Origin of the sequence: Pseudomonas sp. DG56-2 (genome assembly GCF_004803755.1) — a bacterium.
In the GTDB taxonomy this organism is placed as follows: Bacteria; Pseudomonadota; Gammaproteobacteria; order Pseudomonadales; family Pseudomonadaceae; genus Aquipseudomonas; species Aquipseudomonas auratipiscis.
In genome coordinates, this window is sequence record NZ_CP032311.1 from 5,716,542 (window position 1) to 5,735,770 (window position 19,229).

Annotated in this window: 17 protein-coding genes; 6 read left to right on the forward strand and 11 right to left on the reverse strand. The window is 58.4% G+C overall.

Annotation, left to right across the window (positions count from 1 at the left end; genetic code table 11):
* Positions 1–18: 18 nt before the first annotated feature.
* The 5 genes from pstB to D3Z90_RS26275 all read right to left on the reverse strand — a co-directional run bounded on the left by pstB (position 19) and on the right by D3Z90_RS26275 (position 7,516).
* Complete coding sequence (gene pstB, locus D3Z90_RS26255; protein ID WP_136478774.1) at positions 19–852, reverse strand: phosphate ABC transporter ATP-binding protein PstB; 834 nt, start codon at positions 850–852, stop codon at positions 19–21.
* 97 nt (positions 853–949) lie between these two features.
* Complete coding sequence (gene pstA / locus D3Z90_RS26260) at positions 950–2,620, reverse strand: phosphate ABC transporter permease PstA (protein WP_136478775.1); 1,671 nt, start codon at positions 2,618–2,620, stop codon at positions 950–952.
* Positions 2,621–2,637: 17 nt separating this feature from the next.
* Positions 2,638–4,926: an ABC transporter permease subunit gene (locus tag D3Z90_RS26265; protein WP_136478776.1), complete on the reverse strand. Its 2,289-nt coding sequence runs from the start codon at positions 4,924–4,926 to the stop codon at positions 2,638–2,640.
* A 138-nt stretch (positions 4,927–5,064) separates the two neighbouring features.
* Complete coding sequence (locus D3Z90_RS26270) at positions 5,065–6,066, reverse strand: phosphate ABC transporter substrate-binding protein PstS (protein WP_136478777.1); 1,002 nt, start codon at positions 6,064–6,066, stop codon at positions 5,065–5,067.
* A 160-nt stretch (positions 6,067–6,226) separates the two neighbouring features.
* The gene (locus D3Z90_RS26275; RefSeq protein WP_136478778.1) at positions 6,227–7,516 is read right to left on the reverse strand and encodes an MFS transporter; all 1,290 of its coding nucleotides are present in this window, start codon (positions 7,514–7,516) and stop codon (positions 6,227–6,229) included.
* Between the two features lie 364 nt (positions 7,517–7,880).
* Here D3Z90_RS26275 and D3Z90_RS26280 point away from each other — a divergent pair, with 364 nt between their 5' ends.
* On the forward strand, positions 7,881–8,282 hold the full coding sequence (locus D3Z90_RS26280) for an acyl-CoA thioesterase (RefSeq protein WP_009402429.1): 402 nt from the start codon (positions 7,881–7,883) through the stop codon (positions 8,280–8,282).
* 72 nt (positions 8,283–8,354) lie between these two features.
* Positions 8,355–9,251, forward strand: a complete 897-nt coding sequence (locus tag D3Z90_RS26285) for a D-hexose-6-phosphate mutarotase (protein ID WP_136478779.1) — start codon at positions 8,355–8,357, stop codon at positions 9,249–9,251.
* A gap of 10 nt (positions 9,252–9,261) precedes the next feature.
* Here D3Z90_RS26285 and D3Z90_RS26290 read toward each other — a convergent pair whose 3' ends face one another.
* The 5 genes from D3Z90_RS26290 to purE all read right to left on the reverse strand — a co-directional run bounded on the left by D3Z90_RS26290 (position 9,262) and on the right by purE (position 13,587).
* Positions 9,262–11,019 (reverse strand): S8/S53 family peptidase, encoded by a 1,758-nt coding sequence (locus tag D3Z90_RS26290; RefSeq protein WP_136478780.1) that lies wholly within the window; start codon positions 11,017–11,019, stop codon positions 9,262–9,264.
* Between the two features lie 66 nt (positions 11,020–11,085).
* Complete coding sequence (locus D3Z90_RS26295; RefSeq protein ID WP_136478781.1) at positions 11,086–11,619, reverse strand: DUF3299 domain-containing protein; 534 nt, start codon at positions 11,617–11,619, stop codon at positions 11,086–11,088.
* 44 nt (positions 11,620–11,663) lie between these two features.
* Entirely contained in the window at positions 11,664–11,909 is a 246-nt protein-coding gene (locus D3Z90_RS26300; RefSeq protein ID WP_136478782.1) for a GlsB/YeaQ/YmgE family stress response membrane protein, read from the reverse strand.
* A 93-nt stretch (positions 11,910–12,002) separates the two neighbouring features.
* Complete coding sequence (locus D3Z90_RS26305; protein ID WP_136478783.1) at positions 12,003–13,085, reverse strand: 5-(carboxyamino)imidazole ribonucleotide synthase; 1,083 nt, start codon at positions 13,083–13,085, stop codon at positions 12,003–12,005.
* Positions 13,086–13,095: 10 nt separating this feature from the next.
* Complete coding sequence (gene purE, locus D3Z90_RS26310) at positions 13,096–13,587, reverse strand: 5-(carboxyamino)imidazole ribonucleotide mutase (RefSeq protein WP_009402441.1); 492 nt, start codon at positions 13,585–13,587, stop codon at positions 13,096–13,098.
* 268 nt (positions 13,588–13,855) lie between these two features.
* Between purE and D3Z90_RS26315 the strand changes: the two genes are divergently transcribed.
* Positions 13,856–14,476: a hypothetical protein gene (locus tag D3Z90_RS26315; protein WP_136478784.1), complete on the forward strand. Its 621-nt coding sequence runs from the start codon at positions 13,856–13,858 to the stop codon at positions 14,474–14,476.
* Positions 14,477–14,482: 6 nt separating this feature from the next.
* Here D3Z90_RS26315 and D3Z90_RS26320 read toward each other — a convergent pair whose 3' ends face one another.
* Positions 14,483–15,400 (reverse strand): LysR substrate-binding domain-containing protein, encoded by a 918-nt coding sequence (locus tag D3Z90_RS26320; RefSeq protein WP_136478785.1) that lies wholly within the window; start codon positions 15,398–15,400, stop codon positions 14,483–14,485.
* A 178-nt stretch (positions 15,401–15,578) separates the two neighbouring features.
* Here D3Z90_RS26320 and aspA point away from each other — a divergent pair, with 178 nt between their 5' ends.
* The 3 genes from aspA (at position 15,579) to D3Z90_RS26335 (ending at position 19,211) form a co-directional block, all read left to right on the forward strand.
* Positions 15,579–17,003 (forward strand): aspartate ammonia-lyase, encoded by a 1,425-nt coding sequence (aspA, locus tag D3Z90_RS26325; protein ID WP_136478786.1) that lies wholly within the window; start codon positions 15,579–15,581, stop codon positions 17,001–17,003.
* Positions 17,004–17,166: 163 nt separating this feature from the next.
* Positions 17,167–18,159 carry an asparaginase gene (locus tag D3Z90_RS26330; protein ID WP_136478787.1) on the forward strand — a complete coding sequence of 331 codons (993 nt, stop codon included), beginning with the start codon at positions 17,167–17,169 and terminating at the stop codon, positions 18,157–18,159.
* 59 nt (positions 18,160–18,218) lie between these two features.
* Positions 18,219–19,211 carry an AraC family transcriptional regulator gene (locus D3Z90_RS26335; protein WP_136478788.1) on the forward strand — a complete coding sequence of 331 codons (993 nt, stop codon included), beginning with the start codon at positions 18,219–18,221 and terminating at the stop codon, positions 19,209–19,211.
* The last annotated feature ends 18 nt before the right edge of the window (positions 19,212–19,229 follow it).

The following is a 19,229-nucleotide window of genomic DNA, read 5'->3' on the forward strand; positions in this document are numbered from 1 at the left end:
TTGTCTGTTCGCCGCAAACTAGCCATAACGGCCGGTAATGTAGTCTTCGGTCTGCTTCTTCGCCGGGTTGGTGAACAGCGTGTCGGTATCACCAAACTCGATCAACTTGCCCATGTACATGAACGCGGTGTAGTCGGAAACCCGTGCCGCCTGCTGCATGTTATGGGTAACGATGACGATGGTGTACTTGGACTTCAGCTCGTAGATCAGCTCTTCGACCTTCAGCGTCGAAATCGGGTCGAGTGCCGAGCAAGGTTCGTCGAGCAACAGTACTTCAGGTTCAACGGCAATGGTGCGGGCAATTACCAGACGCTGCTGCTGACCACCGGACAAGCCCAGTGCCGACTCGTGCAGGCGGTCCTTGACCTCATCCCACAGCGCTGCGCCCTTGAGCGCCCACTCCACAGCCTCGTCAAGCACGCGTTTCTTGTTGATGCCCTGGATACGCAGGCCATAGACCACGTTTTCATAGATGGTCTTGGGGAACGGGTTAGGCTTCTGAAACACCATACCGACGCGGCGGCGCAATTCAGCTACGTCTTCGCCCTTGCGGTAGATGTTGTTGCCGTACAGGTTGATTTCACCTTCAACGCGGCAACCGTCAACCAGGTCGTTCATGCGGTTGAAGGTACGCAACAACGTGGATTTACCACAGCCGGACGGCCCGATGAACGCAGTCACGCGCTGTTTTGGGATGTTCATACCAACGTCGAACAGCGCTTGCTTGTCACCGTAGAACAGGTTCAGGCCAGGCACTTCGATGGCAACGGTTTCGTCCGCCAATTGCAGGCTCTGCTTGGTGCGGCCCAGGGCCGACATATCGATACCGTGAGCATGGGTTTCATGTTGCATGGTTTCACTCCATTTGTAGCAGCAGACTTCAAGCTGCACGCTGCAAGTTTGTGCAAAAGCGGCGTGAAGCTTGCCGCTCATGGCTAAAGACTTTCAATCAGCTATCCAGCGCCTTGTACTTCTCGCGCAGGTGGTTACGAATCCATACCGCCGAAAGGTTGAGCGTGGCGATGACCAGCACCAGCAGCAACGCGGTGGCGTACACCAACGGCCGCGCGGCCTCGACGTTAGGACTCTGGAAGCCAACGTCATAAATGTGGAAGCCCAGGTGCATGATCTTCTGGTCCAGGTGCAGATACGGGTAGTTACCGTCGACTGGCAACGATGGCGCCAGCTTCACTACACCCACCAGCATCAGCGGCGCCACCTCACCGGCAGCACGCGCCACGGCGAGAATCATCCCGGTCATCATCGCCGGGCTGGCCATGGGTAGCACGATCTTCCACAGGGTCTCGGCCTTGGTCGCACCGAGCGCCAGCGAGCCTTCGCGCACTGTGCGAGGGATACGCGCCAAGCCTTCTTCAGTGGCCACGATTACCACCGGCACCGCCAGCAAGGCCAGGGTCAGCGAGGCCCAGAGCAGGCCTGGAGTCCCCAGCGTTGGGGCTGGCAATGCTTCAGGGAAGAACAAACGGTCGAGCGAGCCACCCAATACATAGACGAAGAAGCCCAGGCCGAACACACCGTAGACAATTGCCGGTACGCCAGCCAGGTTGTTCACTGCAATACGGATCAGGCGAGTTACCGGACCCTGGCGAGCGTATTCCCGCAGGTAGACCGCAGCCAGCACACCAAAGGGCGTGACGATCACGGCCATAATCAGGGTCATCATCACCGTACCGAAGATAGCCGGGAAGATCCCGCCTTCAGTGTTGGCTTCACGCGGGTCGTCACTGAGGAATTCCCAGACCTTGGCGAAGTACACACCGAGCTTGGTGAAGCTGCCCATGGCGTTCGGCTGGTAGGCGTGAACCACCTTGTCCAGGCTGATCTCGATTTCACGACCATTGCCGTCTTTGACGACCAAGCTGTCGCGACCGAAGTCCTGATGCAGGCTGCCCAAACGCTCTTCAATCGCTTTGTAGCGGTTGTTCAGCTCGGCGCGTTCGGCGTCCATGTCTGCCTGGGCGGCGGCATCGAGCTTGCCATTTAGTTCCAGCTTGCGAGCGTGCAAACGCAAGCGCTCAAGGCCGTAGTTAATGGCACCAATGTCCTTCTTCTCAAGCTTTTGCAGCTCGCCCGCCAGCTTATCGGCACGCTTCAGGCGCGTCTGCAGTTCAGACCAGGCAGCCTGGCCTTCGGCGACGACCTTGCCGTTTTCCTTGACGCTCACCAGATAACCGTAAAAGTTACCCCACTCGCGTCGCTCAAGGGCAATCAGCTCCGCTGGTGTCTTCTGGTCAGTCAGCCAATCGCCTACTACCCAGGTGAAGTCACTGCCATTGAGGTCGCGGTTACCGACCTTGATCAACTCACGCGTCATGAACTCCGGGCCATTTTCAGGAACCGGCAAGCCAGCTCCTTTCAAACGCGCCAGAGGCACTTCTTCTTTCTGTACGACTTCACCGACCACTACATGGTCAGGCTGACCCGGGACCTTATAGGTTGCCTGGATCAGGTCGGCCGGCCAGAAGTGGCCCAGGCCGCGCACGGCGATCACGGAGAGCAGACCGATGGTCATGATCACCGCGATGGCGACCGCGCCACCGCTGACCCAGACGCCAGGGGCGCCGCTCTTGAACCAGCTTTTGAGGGAATCCTTTTTCACGGATCTCTACCTTTCTATCAAAGCGACGAGTATTTCTTGCGCAGACGCTGGCGAATCAGCTCGGCCAAGGTGTTCATCACGAAGGTGAACATCAACAACACCAGCGCGGCGAGGAACAGCACACGATAGTGACTGCCACCAACTTCCGACTCCGGCATCTCGACCGCAACGTTGGCCGCCAGGGTACGCATACCTTCAAACAGGTTCATTTCCATGACCGGCGTGTTGCCGGTAGCCATCAGCACGATCATGGTTTCACCAACAGCGCGGCCCATACCGATCATCAGCGCTGAGAAGATACCCGGGCTGGCGGTGAGAATGACCACACGGGTCAGGGTCTGCCATGGCGTCGCACCCAATGCCAGCGAGCCCAGGGTCAGACTGCGCGGCACACTGAACACGGCGTCTTCAGCGATCGAATAAATGTTTGGAATGACCGCAAAGCCCATGGCGATACCCACTACCAAGGCGTTGCGCTGGTCGTAGGTGATACCCAGGTCATTGGTGATCCACAGGCGCATGTCCCCCCCGAAGAACCAGGTCTCCAGCAGCGGGCTCATGTACAAGGCGAACCAACCAGTGAGCAGAATCACCGGGATCAGAATCGCAGCTTCCCAACCATCCGGGACCCGCAGGCGGATCGACTCAGGCAAGCGGCTCCAACTGAAACCTGCGACCAGAATGCCAATCGGCATCAGCAGGAACAGACTGAACACGCCCGGCAGGTGTCCTTCCAGGTAAGGCGCCAGGAACAGACCAGCGAAGAAACCGAGAATAACCGTCGGCATCGCCTCCATCAGCTCGATTACCGGCTTGACCTTGCGGCGCATGCCCGGGGCCATGAAGTAGGCCGTGTAGATAGCGGCCGCGATGGCCAGCGGAGCGGCCAGGATCATGGCGTAGAACGCAGCCTTCAACGTACCGAAGGTCAGCGGCGAAAGGCTCAGCTTGGGTTCAAAGTCGGTGTTCGAGGCGGTCGACTGCCAGACATACTTCGGCTCGTCATAGTTCTCGTACCAGACCTTGCTCCACAACGCGCTCCAGGAGACTTCCGGGTGCGGGTTCTTCAACGACAGTGGCAGCAGCTTGCCGCCTTCTTCGATAATGATGCGGTTGGCCCGAGGCGACAGCGCGAGAATACCCGCACCTTCAGCTACCGGCTCAACCAACAGGGTACGGTGCGCAGTGCTGTGGAACACGCCGAGTTCACCGCTGGCATCCAGGGCCACGAAACCCTTACGACGCTCTTCGGCATCGATCTGCACGATCGGCGCCTTGCCCATCTGGAACTCGCGAATACGCTTGAAGCGCTGCTCGCCATCGGGATCACGGGCCATGAACCATTGGGCCAGACCACCTTTGGAGTCGCCGATGATCAAAGAGATACCGCCCACCAACTGAGCGCTGGCGGTAACTTCGGCATCACCGTCATCAAGCAGCTTGTAACGGCCATTGAGGCTCTTGTCCCGCAGGCTGAATACGTCCGCCTGAGCCCGCCCATTGATCACATACAGCCACTGCTGGCGCGGATCGATGAAGATCGCCTTGACCGGCTCGGTCATCTGCGGCAGGTCGATACGGTTCTGCTCGCTGGTGACTTCGCCAGTCATCATGTTTTCTTCGCGGCTCAGCGATACCACTTGCAAGTGCGCCCCGGTGGAACCGGCAACCACCAGGGTTTCGCCGTTCACATTGAGGCTCACGTGTTCCAGCGCACGGCCCTGCTCATCGAGTACAAACGGCTCCTGGCCATAGGGATAGTCGATAGCGGGGGTGATGGTTTTCTTGTTGTCCGGGTAGGTGATCTTGTAGCTGTGGCTGAATGCCAACGCCTGTCCATTGGACAAGCCCAGCACCACCAGCGGATTACCCGGCTGATCGTTACCGATCGAGGTCACCTGGGTGCCAGCAGGCAGAGGCAGCTCTACGCGCTTGAGCTCGGCACCGGTCTTGGTGTCGAAGAACAGCGCCTGGCCCTTGTCGGACACACGCATGCCGACCAGGTTTTGCTCTTCCAGAGCGATCATCAGCGGCTTGCCGGCATCCTGGCTCAACCAGGTAGGCTCCAGCGCCTTCTTGCTGGTCAGTGTGGCGCCCTGGAACAGGGGCACGACCACATAGGCCAAGTAAAAGAAGATCAAGGTGATCGCTGCCAGCACGGCAAGCCCGCCCACCAGTACATACCAGCGAGTCAGGCGATCCTTGAACGCGCGCATACGGCGCTTGCGTTGCAATTCGGGCGTATTGAAATCAATCCGCACGGGGGGAGAATTTTGGGTCATGGTGGAGTTGGCCAGATCATTCATGCGCACACCCTAGCGGTCCCGTATTACAAAAACATGACAGTGCAGTGACGCAAAAAAGCCCGCCGCTCAGGGATGCTGGCAACGGACTCGCAATTTGCAGCGGGATCTGGTCATTCCCAGACCCCGCCTAGCTCACTCTTAGTTTGCTGCGACGCCTTTGGCGGCGTGGTTCAGACCCAGGTCCGCCAGGGCTTTTTCAGCCACTTTGGCAGGCAGTGGGATGTAACCGTCTTTCACTACCACCTGCTGGCCTGCCTGCGACAGAACCAGTTTGACGAACTCGGCTTCCAGCGGGGCCAGAGGCTTGTTCGGCGCTTTGTTTACGTAGACGTAGAGGAAGCGCGACAGCGGGTAGGTGCCGTTCAGAGCGTTGGCTTCGTTGTCTTCAACGAATGCGCCGCCGTCTTTCTTGGCCAGAGGCACAGTCTTGACGCTGGCAGTCTTGTAACCGATACCCGAGTAACCGATACCGTTCAGCGAGCTGCTGATCGACTGCACCACCGAAGCCGAGCCCGGTTGTTCGTTGACGTTAGGCTTGAAGTCGCCTTTGCACAGGGCTTCTTCCTTGAAGTAGCCGTAGGTGCCGGATACCGAGTTACGACCGAATAGTTGCACTGGCTTGTTGGCGAGGTCGCCGGTCACACCCAGGTCACCCCAGGTTTTAACGTCAGCTTTAGCACCGCACAGGCGGGTCGACGAGAAGATCGCATCGACCTGGGCCATGGTCAGGCCTTTGATCGGATTGTCCTTGTGGACGAATACAGCCAGTGCGTCGACAGCAACCGGAATAGCAGTTGGCTTGTAGCCATACTTCTGTTCGAACGCCTGCAGCTCGACGTCCTTCATTTTACGGCTCATCGGGCCGAGGTTGGCGGTGCCTTCAGTCAGCGCAGGTGGCGCAGTCGAGGAACCAGCAGCCTGGATCTGAATATTTACGTTCGGGTATTCCTTCTTGTAGGCCTCAGCCCACAGGGTCATAAGGTTCGCCAGGGTATCGGAACCGACGCTGGAGAGGTTGCCCGACACACCAGTGGTCTTGGTGTAGGTCGGAATAGCAGGGTCAACAGCGGCAACCGCATTGGCGGTGGCAACGCCAGCGGCGACGAAAGTCAGGGCCGCCATCAAACGCTTCAGTTTCATGCCTTGCTCCTAGCAGGAATTGGGGTGAGATGGATCGGGCCCAAGTATCTGCAGGCCGTATGAACACTCTATGAATGGAATGTGACAATTAGATGAAAGGCCATCACCGGAGATCGATGATGGCCTTTCAAAATGTTGCGAGAGCTGTGTTAGAACGGCTTCAGCGTTTTTTGGTCAGCAGATAGATGCCAACCAGCAGACCGATGGCGCAGATACCGGCCACATAGTAGGCCGGAGCCATAGGGCTGAATTTGAGCAACGCCGTTACCACCATCGGCGTCAGGCCGCCGAAGATCGCGTAGGCCATGTTGTAGGAAAAAGACAGGCCACTGAAACGTACCGCAGGCGGGAAAGCCTTGACCATGACATACGGAACCGCACCCACGATGCCCACACACAGCCCAGTCAAGGCGTACAGCGGGAACATCCATTCTGAATGGGTTGGCAGGGTGTGATAGAAGGTCCAGGAGGACGCCAGCAACATCAGACTACCGACGACGAATACCCGTCCAGCCCCTATACGGTCAGCCAGCGCACCGGTACCTATGCAGCCCAGGCTGAGCAAGACAATCGCCATGCTGTTAGCCTTCAGCGAATCGAGCGGGGTGATGTGATAAAGGCTCTGCAGCAACGCAGGCGTCATCAGGATGACCACGACAATGCCGGCTGATAACAACCAGGTCAGCAACATCGAAAGAACAATGGCGCCTCGGTGATCACGCAACACTGCCCGCAGCGGTACTTCCTCAGCCAGTGCCTTGCGTGCCTGCATTTCGGCAAAGACGGGGGTTTCATGTAGCCAACGACGCAGGTAGACCGCGAACAATCCGAACACACCACCCAGCAGGAATGGAATACGCCAGGCGTAGTCCGCTACTTCCTCGGTGGTGTAAATCGTGTTGATCAGGGTTGCCACCAGGGAGCCAAGGAGGATCCCGGCCGTTAGCCCAGCGGTCAGCGTGCCGCAGGCATAACCTGTATTACGTGCCGGCACATGTTCGGACACAAATACCCACGCGCCTGGCACTTCACCGCCAATCGCCGCACCTTGGATCACCCGCATCAGCAAAAGCAGGAACGGCGCCATCACACCTATCTGCGCATACGTTGGCAGCAGACCCATGATCAGCGTGGGTACGGCCATCATGAAAATGCTCAACGTGAACATTTTCTTGCGCCCCAGCAGGTCGCCAAAGTGGGCCATGACAATGCCGCCCAGCGGGCGCGCCAAGTAGCCGGCGGCAAAAATGCCAAACGTTTGCATCAAGCGCAGCCAATCCGGCATGTCGGCAGGAAAGAACAACTGGCCGACGACGGTGGCGAAGAATACGAAAATGATGAAATCGTAGAACTCCAGTGCCCCGCCCAAAGCGGAAAGCGACAGGGTCTTATAGTCACTGCGGGTGAGCGGCCTCGAAGGCTGCGCGATACTACCGGGCACGGAGGTCATGGATATCTCTTATAGGTCTTTCTTATGTTCAGGCCAGCTACGACGCGGCTTTCGGCCTGGGAAGCATCGAACCATAGCAAATTGCTGGAAAAAGCACATAGCAGTACAAATTCAATACAAGTTTAATGACTGCACGGTCGTCGCTGCGCTGTCGGCTCTATATACTGGCCGCCTGTAGAAGGGTTGGATGTCATGAAGGATGTTGTGCGAAAACGCAGCTAGATGTGCTTAGTCGGTTTCGCAGAGTTTCCCTTCGCCGCCTGGCAAAGCGAAAGCAGCGTATTATGGTTGTGCTGAATCGTTTTTCGAGGCGTCTGTGTTAGCGCCAACCAACGAAGCGTCACGGGTCAGAGGCACCCCCGGCATGATTGAACTCGAACAAGAAGATCCTATCCCGCAAGGCGACCTGGCCTTGCAGATCACCGCACTACCGCGTGAAACCAATGGTTTTGGCGATATATTCGGCGGCTGGCTAGTCGCGCAAATGGACTTGGCCGGCACGGCCATGGCCAGCCGAGTCGCTGGTGGCCGGGTAGCAACCGTGGCTATCGACCGCATGGCCTTCCTGGTACCTGTGGCCGTGGGTGCACAATTGTCTTTCTATACCCAGACCCTGGAAATCGGCCGTAGCTCGATCCAGATGATGGTCGAGGTGTGGAGCGACGATCCGCTGTCCAGTGAATGGCGCAAGGTTACCGAAGCGGTCTTCGTGTTTGTCGCCATCGATGGCAGCGGCCGCACTCGCTCGGTTCCTCCTCGTCGCTGACACGGCTGCGCGGTAAACTCGACGGAATGCAAACGGTCCAAAACCGTACGGCAAACCAATGAGATCAAGCGCATGTCCACACCCAAGGTCGAATCCGAACAGCATGGCGAGCTTAACTGCTGGCGTATCACCAGCAGCCATGCCGAACTGCTGGTCGCCCAGCAGGGCGCGCAAGTTCTGAGCTATCAGCGGCTCGGTGAGCCGCCTTTGCTGTGGCTCAGCGAACAAGCCATTTTCAAACAGGGCAAATCTGTGCGTGCCGGAGTACCGGTATGCTGGCCCTGGTTTGGCAATCTCAAGCGCAACCCTGCTACGGTGCAAGCCATGTATGGTGCCGAGGAGGGGCCAGCTCATGGCTTGGTTCGTGGTCGCGACTGGCAACTGCTCGGTATCGACAGCAGTGGCGAAAGTGTTCGTGTCGAATTCACATTGCCAGCCACTCAGGGCGATCTTCCCGACTGGCCGCACAACGTCGAGCTCACGTTGGCCATCGTCATGGGCGAGCAACTGACCGTCACCCTCTCCAGCTATAACCTGGACAACGCTCCAGTCACCCTCAGCCAGGCACTGCATAGCTACTTTGCCGTCAGCGATGTGCGCCAGGTACTGGTCGAAGGCGTTGACGACCTGAGCTACATCGAAACCCTGGCGGATTGGCAACAACGCACACAACAAGGCACGCTAGGTTTTGCCGGTGAAACCGACCGCATCTATTTGCAGAGCCCTGAGCAACTGCACATTGTCGATCCGGCATGGCACCGGCGCATTACCTTGACCAGCAGCGGTTCGCGCTCGGCGGTGATCTGGAACCCCTGGACTGACCGCGCTGCGGAACTGGCTGACATGGCCAACGATGGCTGGCAACGCATGCTATGTATCGAGACCGCCAATGTGTGGGACGACATTGTGACACTCGCACCGGGAGCAACACATTCCCTGAGCCTGTGCATCAGCAGCGAACCGCTCTAGGACAATAACCTCAGCGCACTCTACCGCTGCCTTGTATGGTCAGTTCAAGCGCCTTTTGCATGTCCAGTCGTGCCGAGCGTCCCAAGTCAGCATGGTCCAGCTGACTGTCACGCTCGGACGGTAGAATGGGCGCGGTGAGATCTTCGCCATCCATGGCCTCGAAGTCTTGCCGCGGCCCCAAAGTCATTGCGCTACGCCGCAATAGCATGCGTACTTGTTGCGGAGTAAGTGCCGGATCGATCGACAGCATGGCTGCTACAACAGCCGTCACCAAAGGCGTCGCGAACGAGGTACCGCAATGCACCGTGCCAGGCTTGCCCATTTCTGCTGTAGAGGCATGAACACAGGCTGCAGCGCTAATATCAACACGCCTTCCAATATTTGAACTGCCGCGCTTAATCACGTAATCCGGGTCATCTCGCCTCACGTCCTGCCCGCTACGCTGATGAGCACCGACCACCAGAAGCTGATCGGCCACCAATGAAGACGGTAGGCGATACTCGTCGTCATCGGACCTGGATGAACCGTTACCTGCCGAATTGACCACAATGACATCCGGATGCTCGGCTCGCAGCCACAGGAAAAATTCTTCGAGAAGTTCTTCGTAACCACCGATAGCCAGCCCGGAGCGCACCAATGAATCGATTTCGTCCCCCTCGATGCTCCTGGTCCCGACACGATGTACTCCCCAACTCCAATTGAGCACCCGCACCCCGTCTTCGACCAGATTCACCGAAGCGGCAATGTTGGCGGTGATGCCCGCATCAGAGCTGCGCTCGACGATCACCTCGAAGCCAGGGCTGGCAGCGTCCAAGCCCGATAGGAACCCACGATTACCTCCGGCCTGCCAAGCCGCCGCAATGATGCCGGCAACGCTTGAGCCGTGGTTATCCGGTTTGCTCGAATCACGGGCAAACACGCACATCTTCCCAGCACCTGCTTTACAGCCCCCCCGATAAGCAGCGAAGTCCGGTGAATCGAAATCCACATCCCGCTCGATGATACCCACTCGCACTTGCTGCACCTTGATTGGAGCCTTCACTGCCGGAATGCGTTTGCGGTAGTAGTACACCGCATCCATGAACCGATTGGCGGCCCACTCTTTGCCCGCCGTAGGTGGACGGGTGTTGTCGACGGCAGTCTCTTCACCACGTTCCGGAGCCGATTCTTCGACAATGACAGCATCAACGCTGGCTTCGCTGCCCATGCGCAACAACAGGGCATCACGCTGGATAAGGTCACGTGCGGGTATACGCAATTGGTAGGTATTGAGCGCAGGGATGGCGCCTACGACCTTGGCACCATATTTTTCAGCCAGACGACGCGCCTCGATCAATCCGTCGTGCTGTTCCTCGATCAGTAGGCTGATCAGATCCACGTAGGTGACCAGACCATCCATATTCCTGGCTACTTCGTCAGACCGCGCCGCAACTATGTGGCTATTGCTCACCGACAGCCATACGGGGTTGCTGCGTCGGTCCGCCAGTTCCAGCCATACTGAAGCGCTTACGTGATCGCGCTTGTTCACGCGTACCTGCACAGACTCACCCTTGAGCTGCACTGCTTCAGGCGCCAAAGCCTTATCACCGAGCCAGACGGTGGGACGTTGATTTCCCAGCCCGCTGACATGCAGGCACCACTGTTGCTCAGCAGTCGCCAGTATGTCGCCGCAACGTTGCATCTGAGTGATTCGTAGCGGCGCTTGAGCAGCTGACGCCAGCGGCCAAATCAGGCCCAGGCAGGCCAGCAGCGCAATGGGTCCTTTCATGAGACATGACGCTCCATGACAATCCTTGAATATCGGACTGTCAGCACCAGTCAACGTTCAGGAAGATCAGAGATCGCTTTCTTCGACTACTTTCACTTGGGCCGCGTCTATTGCATATGCCGCGTCAGCCAGGTCATTGGTGACCTTCTCCACTTTCAGCGTGCCGTTGACCCACAGCGGCGTGTAGATATCGTCGATCTTCAGGCCCTTGGGGTAACGAACCAGCACCAGTTGGTTAGGTGGCGGTGGCGGCACGTGGATGCAGGCACCTGGATAAGGCACGAGGAAAAACAGCGTGCTGTTGCCCTTGGCATCGGATTCCAGCGGCACGGGGTAACCACCCAGACGGATCTGTTTGCCATTCATTGCGGGCACGGTCTTGCTTGAATACATCACCGCAGGCAAGCCCTTGCTCTGCTTAAGGCCGCCCTTGGCAGTAAAAGTGCCCATGGCCTCGGGGGAGTTGTGATCAATTTCAGGCATCAGCTCAAGGGCTTTCTGATCCGACTCGGGCATCAATTCAAGCCAGTCGGTCTCCGCAAGCTCAGCACGGGCGAGGCTGCTGATGAGCAACAATGAAAGCAGCAATACACGGCGCATAAAAATGCTCGACAACGAAAATTGCCGAGCATTCTAGCCTGCTGTCAGTTCTTTTTGACCATACCGTAGATCACCAGAAGAATGACCGCCCCCACCAGCGCACCCAGGAAGCCCGCGCCTTCGCCAGCCTGGTAGATGCCCAGCGCCTGACCGCCGTAGGTCGCAGCAAGCGAACCGGCAATACCCAGGAGAATGGTCATGATCCAGCCCATGCTGTCGTCGCCAGGCTTGATGAAGCGTGCCAGCAATCCGACGATCAGGCCGATGAAGATGGTTCCGATGATACCCATGGCAATCCCTCTGAATGAAATGGCGCATGCCAAAGCCTAGTCAGCGCTTTGGCATCCTGCCATCAGAGGGACAGCGGTGGGGGAAGGTTCCAATTAACCCTTAATCAGCGCTTCGACCTTCTGGATTTTTTGCTCCAGGGTCGCCATGTCATCACAACGCAGGGTGGCGTGACCCACCTTGCGGCCGACCTTGAAGGCCTTGCCGTAGTGATGCAGGTGGCATTCGTCGATGGCAACCACCTGGTGTACTGCTGGGACTTCGCCGATGAAGTTGAGCATTGCGCTCTCGCCGACCTTGGCAGTCGAACCAAGCGGCAGGCCGGCAACGGCGCGCAGGTGGTTCTCGAACTGGCTGCACTCGGCCCCTTCGATGGTCCAATGCCCGGAGTTATGTACGCGTGGTGCGATCTCGTTGGCTTTCAGGCCGCCATCGACTTCGAAGAATTCGAATGCCAGCACACCGACGTAGTCGAGTTGCTTGAGCACACGACCCGCGTAATCTTCGGCCAGTTTCTGAAGCAAATGGTCTTCACTGGCCACCGACAGACGCAGGATGCCGTTCTCGTGGGTGTTGTGCACCAACGGATAAAAACGGGTTTCACCATCGCGAGCACGCACGGCAATCAGCGAGACTTCGCCGCTGAACGCAACGAAGCCTTCCAGCAAGCAAGGCACACTACCCAGTTCAGCGAAAGTGTCTACCACATCCTCGGCCGTGCGCAGCACCTTCTGACCCTTGCCGTCATAACCCAGGGTACGGGTCTTGAGCACGGCAGGCAGGCCAATCGTGGCGACTGCAGCGTCCAAATCGGCTTGCGACTGGATATCGGCAAACGCCGGGGTCGGAATGCCCAGGTCCTTGAACATGCTTTTTTCGAACCAGCGATCACGTGCGATCCGCAACGATTCTGCACTCGGATAGACCGGCACGAATTGCGAGAGGAAGGCAACGGTTTCAGCCGGTACGCTTTCGAACTCGAAGGTTACCAGGTCGACTTCGTCGGCCAACTGACGCAGATGGTCCTGGTCACCGTAATCGGCGCGCAGGTGTTCGCCCAAGGGGGCTGCACATGCATCCGGGGCGGGGTCAAGGAAGGCGAAGTTCATGCCCAGCGGAGTTCCCGCCAAAGCCAGCATACGACCCAATTGGCCGCCACCGATTACACCGATTTTCATGGGTTGGACCTCAAGCCTGACGCGGATCTGGATTATCCAGAACGCTGTCTGTCTGCTCAGCGCGGAACTGCTTCAACACCGTGTGGAACTGCGGGTGCTTGGCGCCCAGAATGCTCGCCGAGAGCAGCGCAGCGTTGATGGCGCCAGCTTTGCCGATAGCCAAGGTGGCGACCGGAATACCGGCTGGCATCTGTACGATCGACAACAGCGAGTCGACTCCGGAGAGCATCGACGACTGTACCGGCACACCCAGGACAGGCAGATGGGTCTTGGCGGCGCACATGCCTGGCAGGTGGGCAGCGCCCCCCGCTCCAGCGATGATCACCTCAATGCCACGGCCTTCGGCCTCTTCAGCATACTGGAACAACAAATCCGGGGTGCGGTGGGCGGAAACCACCTTGACCTCGTAGGGAATGCCGAGTTTTTCCAGCATATCGGCGGTGTGGCTAAGGGTGGACCAATCGGACTTGGAGCCCATGATCACGCCAACCAGTGCACTCATCGTCGAGCCTCTCCTGCAAGCGCCGTGCGGCGCGCTAAAAGCAACAAGCCACGCAGGTGGACCGGCGTGGCTTGTCATTCGGATTCTGAATCGACCGGTGTGGCCGAAGGCGCGGGATTATAGCCCATGGCGTATACACACGCCCACCCCTTGGCGCACTCCGACAGATCAAAGGCTGAGTTTATTGCTGGGCAATTTTCCGAATGCTGCTTGCGCCGATTCCAAAACATCATTGGGCACCCAAACAAGTCCCAAGGAGGGGCGCCAGATGAATCACTTCAAATGTTACGCAATGACTGTTGTCCTACTTGCCTGTACACATCTTGGCCAAGCCATGGCCGCCTCATCATTCATCGTCATGCTGTACCCTCATGACGAGTTGGCCGACACCAGCGACGAGCAGCTACGCAAAGGCTATGTACAACCCTGGCTAGATGAAATGCGCCAGATCACCCAGCATTCCATCGAGGTGATTTTTCAGCGCAACGTCGCGGGTGTTACCGACATTGCGTACTGGCAGAGTTCACCTGAAAACACCTTGAAGACCTTTCGTCAAACCGCGCCTGCGCCCGAGTATGGAAAAGCATTGCTGCTCACTCGCAATGGTTTCGGCCCCCTCGATGGGCCGGAGGCCGGCACCGTCGCCGGTCTTGCCAGCAGGCTTTACCCTTACGGCGTCGCATCACTCACCACCTACACTGCACTGGCACATGAGCTGGGCCATTTGATGGGAGCCACTCACGAAGCCGCTGAATTGCGCTACAACCCATGGATCTGCGAGACCTACGTCTACCCCGAACGCCACCCACTGCGCTCCAATTGCTACCGATACAGCGATGCTAACCGTGCCACCATCGCTGAACACCTGGACCGTATGCTCAGCGAGTAGACATCCTCATTCAGCCTGGCCAGCGTGCACGCCTGTGGATTCCAGCTTGCGCCACAACAACCGCACGTTGGCCTTGCGTACCAAGGCACACCGATAAAGACGAATTTCCAAAGGCACATGCCATTGGCTTGCACCACAAATTGCCAGCTCACCCCGCTCCAACTCGCCACGCATGGACAGTCGTGGCACCCAGGCAACCCCCATCCCTTCCAGCGCCATGCTCTTCAAGCTATCGGCCATAGCAGTCTCATAGACAGTGGTGTAGCGCAGGTTACGCTGGCGCAATAGCAAGTTAACCGAGCGACCAAGGAATGCACCCGCACTGTAGGCCAGCAGGGGCACGCTGCCCTCACCCTCCAGATCGAACAGCGGCTTGCCATCGGCTCCCAGCGCACACACCGGCAACATTTCGGTCGTCCCCATGTGTAGCGATGGAAATATCTCGGCATCCATTTGCAGGGCTGCGTCCGGATCGTAGAAGGCCAGCATCAAGTCACAGCCACCCTCACGCAGCGCATGCACCGCATCGCCCACGTTAGTAGCGACTAGGCGCGTAGCAATGTTCAAACCATCGTTGCGGAGTTGAGCGACCCAGCGCGGAAAAAAGCCGGACGCCAGCGAGTGCGCTGCTGCGATCTGGATAACCTCCCCCTGACCACCTTCCAAGTGATGCAAATGACGGAGAACTTCGCCCAACTGGTCGACAACGGTGCGCGCAGTCACTAGAAACAGCTGCCCCGCTGCGGTCAACTCAATGGGCGTGCGGGAACGGTTCACCAACTGCAGTCCCAGTGCGGCTTCCAAACTGCGTATGCGTCGACTGAAGGCCGGCTGCGTTACAAATCGGCGCTCGGCGGCCTGGGAAAAGCTGCGGGTCGCCGCCAAGGCGCTGAAGTCTTCCAGCCATTTGCTTTCGAGGTTCATTTGTCTCTCCAGGCATGCACCAAAATGGCACACGCTCGAATGTCGGTTGGCGTCACATCAACCATTATGCCGTTTGTGCATAGGTTAGCGTGCAACAGCATTGGCCGCAAAATCCCCCCCGGCCTAGCATTAGCGCCATTCCGGCATGTGCCGGGTCAAATTCGAGATGATATCTATCATGTCCGCTGCTGCATCGTTCCGCGTTGAGAAAGACCTGCTTGGCACCCTTGAAGTCCCTGCTGATGCTTATTACGGCATCCAGACCCTGCGCGCTGCCAACAACTTCCACCTCTCCGGTGTTCCGCTGTCGCACTACCCTAAACTGGTTGTTGCCCTGGCCATGGTCAAACAGGCCGCTGCCGACGCCAACCGTGAACTGGGTCACCTGAGCGATGCCAAGCACGCCGCCATCAGCGAGGCCTGCGCCCGCCTGATCCGCGGTGATTACCACGAGCAGTTCGTGGTTGACATGATTCAAGGCGGTGCTGGTACTTCTACCAACATGAACGCCAACGAAGTAATCGCCAACATTGCGCTGGAGGCCATGGGTCACCAGAAGGGCGAGTACAAGTATCTACACCCGAACAACGACGTGAACATGGCGCAGTCCACCAACGACGCCTACCCGACTGCGATCCGTCTGGGTCTGCTGTTGGGTCACGATGCGCTGCTGGCCAGCCTCGACAGCCTGATCCAGGCCTTCGCCGCCAAGGGCCAGGAATTCGACCACGTACTGAAGATGGGCCGTACCCAGCTGCAGGACGCTGTGCCGATGACCCTGGGCCAGGAATTCCGTGCCTTCGCCACTACCATGACCGAAGACCTGAACCGCCTGCGCTCCCTGGCGCCAGAACTGCTGACCGAAATCAACCTCGGTGGTACCGCCATCGGCACCGGCATCAACGCCGACCCTGGCTATCAGTCCCTGGCGGTACAGCGCCTGGCGACCATCAGCGGCCAGCCGCTGGTACCTGCCGCCGACCTGATTGAAGCGACTTCGGACATGGGCGCCTTCGTCCTGTTCTCCGGCATGCTCAAGCGTACCGCGGTCAAGCTGTCGAAAATCTGCAACGACCTGCGCCTGCTTTCCAGCGGTCCACGTACCGGCATCAACGAGATCAACCTGCCAGCGCGCCAGCCAGGCAGCTCGATCATGCCAGGCAAGGTCAACCCGGTTATCCCGGAAGCAGTCAACCAGGTGGCCTTCGCCATCATGGGTAACGACCTGGCCCTGACCGTTGCCGCTGAAGGTGGCCAACTGCAGCTGAACGTCATGGAGCCGCTGATCGCCTACAAGATCTTCGACTCGATCCGCCTGCTGCAGCGCGCCATGGACATGCTGCGCGAGCATTGCATCGTCGGCATCACCGCCAACGAACAACGCTGCCGTGAACTGGTCGAACACTCGATCGGTCTGGTCACTGCCTTGAACCCGTACATCGGCTACGAGAACGCCACCCGTATCGCTGCCATCGCCCTGGAAAGTGGCCGTGGTGTGCTGGAACTGGTCCGCGAGGAAGGCCTGCTGGACGAAGAGATGCTCAACGACATCCTGCGTCCGGAAAACATGATTGCTCCGCGTCTGGTCCCGCTCAAAGCGTAACCGATGCTGTAACACCGCTCACCAGGTCGAGGGACTAGACACCTCTCACCTTTTGAGGGCCCAGGGATCATTCCCCGGGCCCTTTTTTTATGCCCGCTGACAGCCAGGCTGATGATGACGTACTGTGCTCGGCTAAACCCTGGCCGACCACGGAGACAGCGTAATGGCTACTGCATATCCCGCTCGTAAGATCATGGTGCTGTACACCGGAGGTACCATTGGCATGCAGGCCAGTGCCAACGGCCTGGTTCCGGCGTCGGGACTCGAGCAAAGGATGCGCGAACACCTGACCGGGCGTACCGATATAACGCAGTGGCAGTTTCGCGAAATGCAGCCGCTGATCGATAGCGCCAACATGACGCCCCGCTACTGGCAGCGCCTGCGTGTAGCGATCATCGATGCCATCGAGGTACAGCACTGCGACGCGGTGCTGATACTGCACGGTACCGACACCCTCGCCTACAGCGCTGCCGCCCTGAGTTTCCAGCTCATTGGTTTGCCAGCGCCCGTACTGCTCACAGGTTCCATGCTACCCGCGGGCACAGCCGACAGCGATGCCTGGGAAAACCTCGTCGGGGCCCTGCAAGCGCTAACTCAAGGCGCAGTCGCGGGCGTGCAATTGTATTTTCATGGAGAACTGCTCGAACCCAATCGAACCGCCAAGGTGCGCAGTTTCGGTCGGCATCCATTCGTCATGCTCAAACGCTTGGGCGGCGCACCCAAGGCGCAGCCTTTACCAGCAGCGCTGAACTACCGACAAGCCTGGCAACCTGCGACTGTCGCTGTATTGCCACTGGTACCCGGGTTCGGCGCTGCTTTGTTGCAAGCGGCGCTCGACAGCGGTGCGCAGGCCCTTATCCTGGAGTGTTTCGGCAGCGGCACCGGTCCGGCCGACGACGCCGGCTTTCTCGATGTGCTGAGGCAAGCCCAGAGCAAAGATGTAGTGGTGGTGGCAATCACCCAATGCCATGAGGGCGGCGTCGAACTGGACGTTTATGAAGCGGGCAGCCGTTTGCGCCAGGTTGGTGTGGTATCGGGCGGCGGAATGACCCGTGAAGCGGCATTCGGCAAGCTGCAGCTACTGCTCGGCACGGGTTTGCCGCCAGCAGAAATACGGCGCCTGATCGAACTGGATCTGTGTGGAGAGCTGTGCTGATTCCAGCAAGGCACGCATATTGCTGGTTTGCAGATAGCCCTTCAGCAGGAAGCCCCGCCATGCTCCACTCACACCTCACAACGCTCAATGCTGTGTCGTTGGTTATTCAAGCCTTCAAGGATGACGGCATCGAGGCTTCTGCGCTGCTCGAAGGTAGCGGTATCAGCCCGTCAGACCTGGGCCGCGCCGATTCACGCATCACCACCCGCCAGGAGATGCTGGTGTGTGCCAATGCTGTGGCACGACGTCGCGAAGTGGGCTTGGAATTGGGACGACGCATGCACGTTTCCTGCTACGGCATGCTTGGTTACGCCCTGCTCTCCAGTGCCACCTTAGGTGACGCTTTGCGCCTGGCAATGCAGTATCCGGCGTTGTTGGGAACACTTTTTCAGCTACGCCTGATCGAAGACGGTGAGCGCATCTGGTTCAGCGCCAGCAATTATCGTGCGGATCCTTGCCTGGCTGCATTCAACGCCGAATTTTGCCTGACCTCACTGAAAGTGATTTGCGATGACCTACTCGGGCAGACACTGCCGTTGATCGCTTCCCGCTTCAACCATACCTGCCCCGATTACCAATCGCTGTACGCTGAAACTTTCAACTGCCCACTGCATTTCGGTGCCGGCGACAATGCCTTTGCCTTTGAACGTCGCTGGCTGGACATGCCACTGCCGTTGGCAGACCAGATAACCCACCGCGCCATGAGCGAGCGCTGCCGGCGGCAGAATCTGGAGTTCACCGGTCGCCAAGCCTGGTTGGGGCGCATCCGCCAACTGCTTCTCGATCAGTTGAATGCCGCGCCTGGACTGGAGGGCCTGGCCAAGCAGATGAATTGTTCATCGCGCACCCTGCGACGACATCTGCAGGAGTTGGGCAGCAGCTATCAGCAGTTGCTCGATGAGTTGCGATTCGAGCGTGCCAAACAATTGCTGGCCGAGGACCAACTGCCGATCTATCAAATCGCAGAGGTGCTGGGCTTCAGCGAAACGGCCAGCTTTCGTCATGCGTTCTTGCGCTGGAGCGGCGTAGCACCCAGCCATTTCCGCACCTAGCGGCGAAAAGCGGACGGC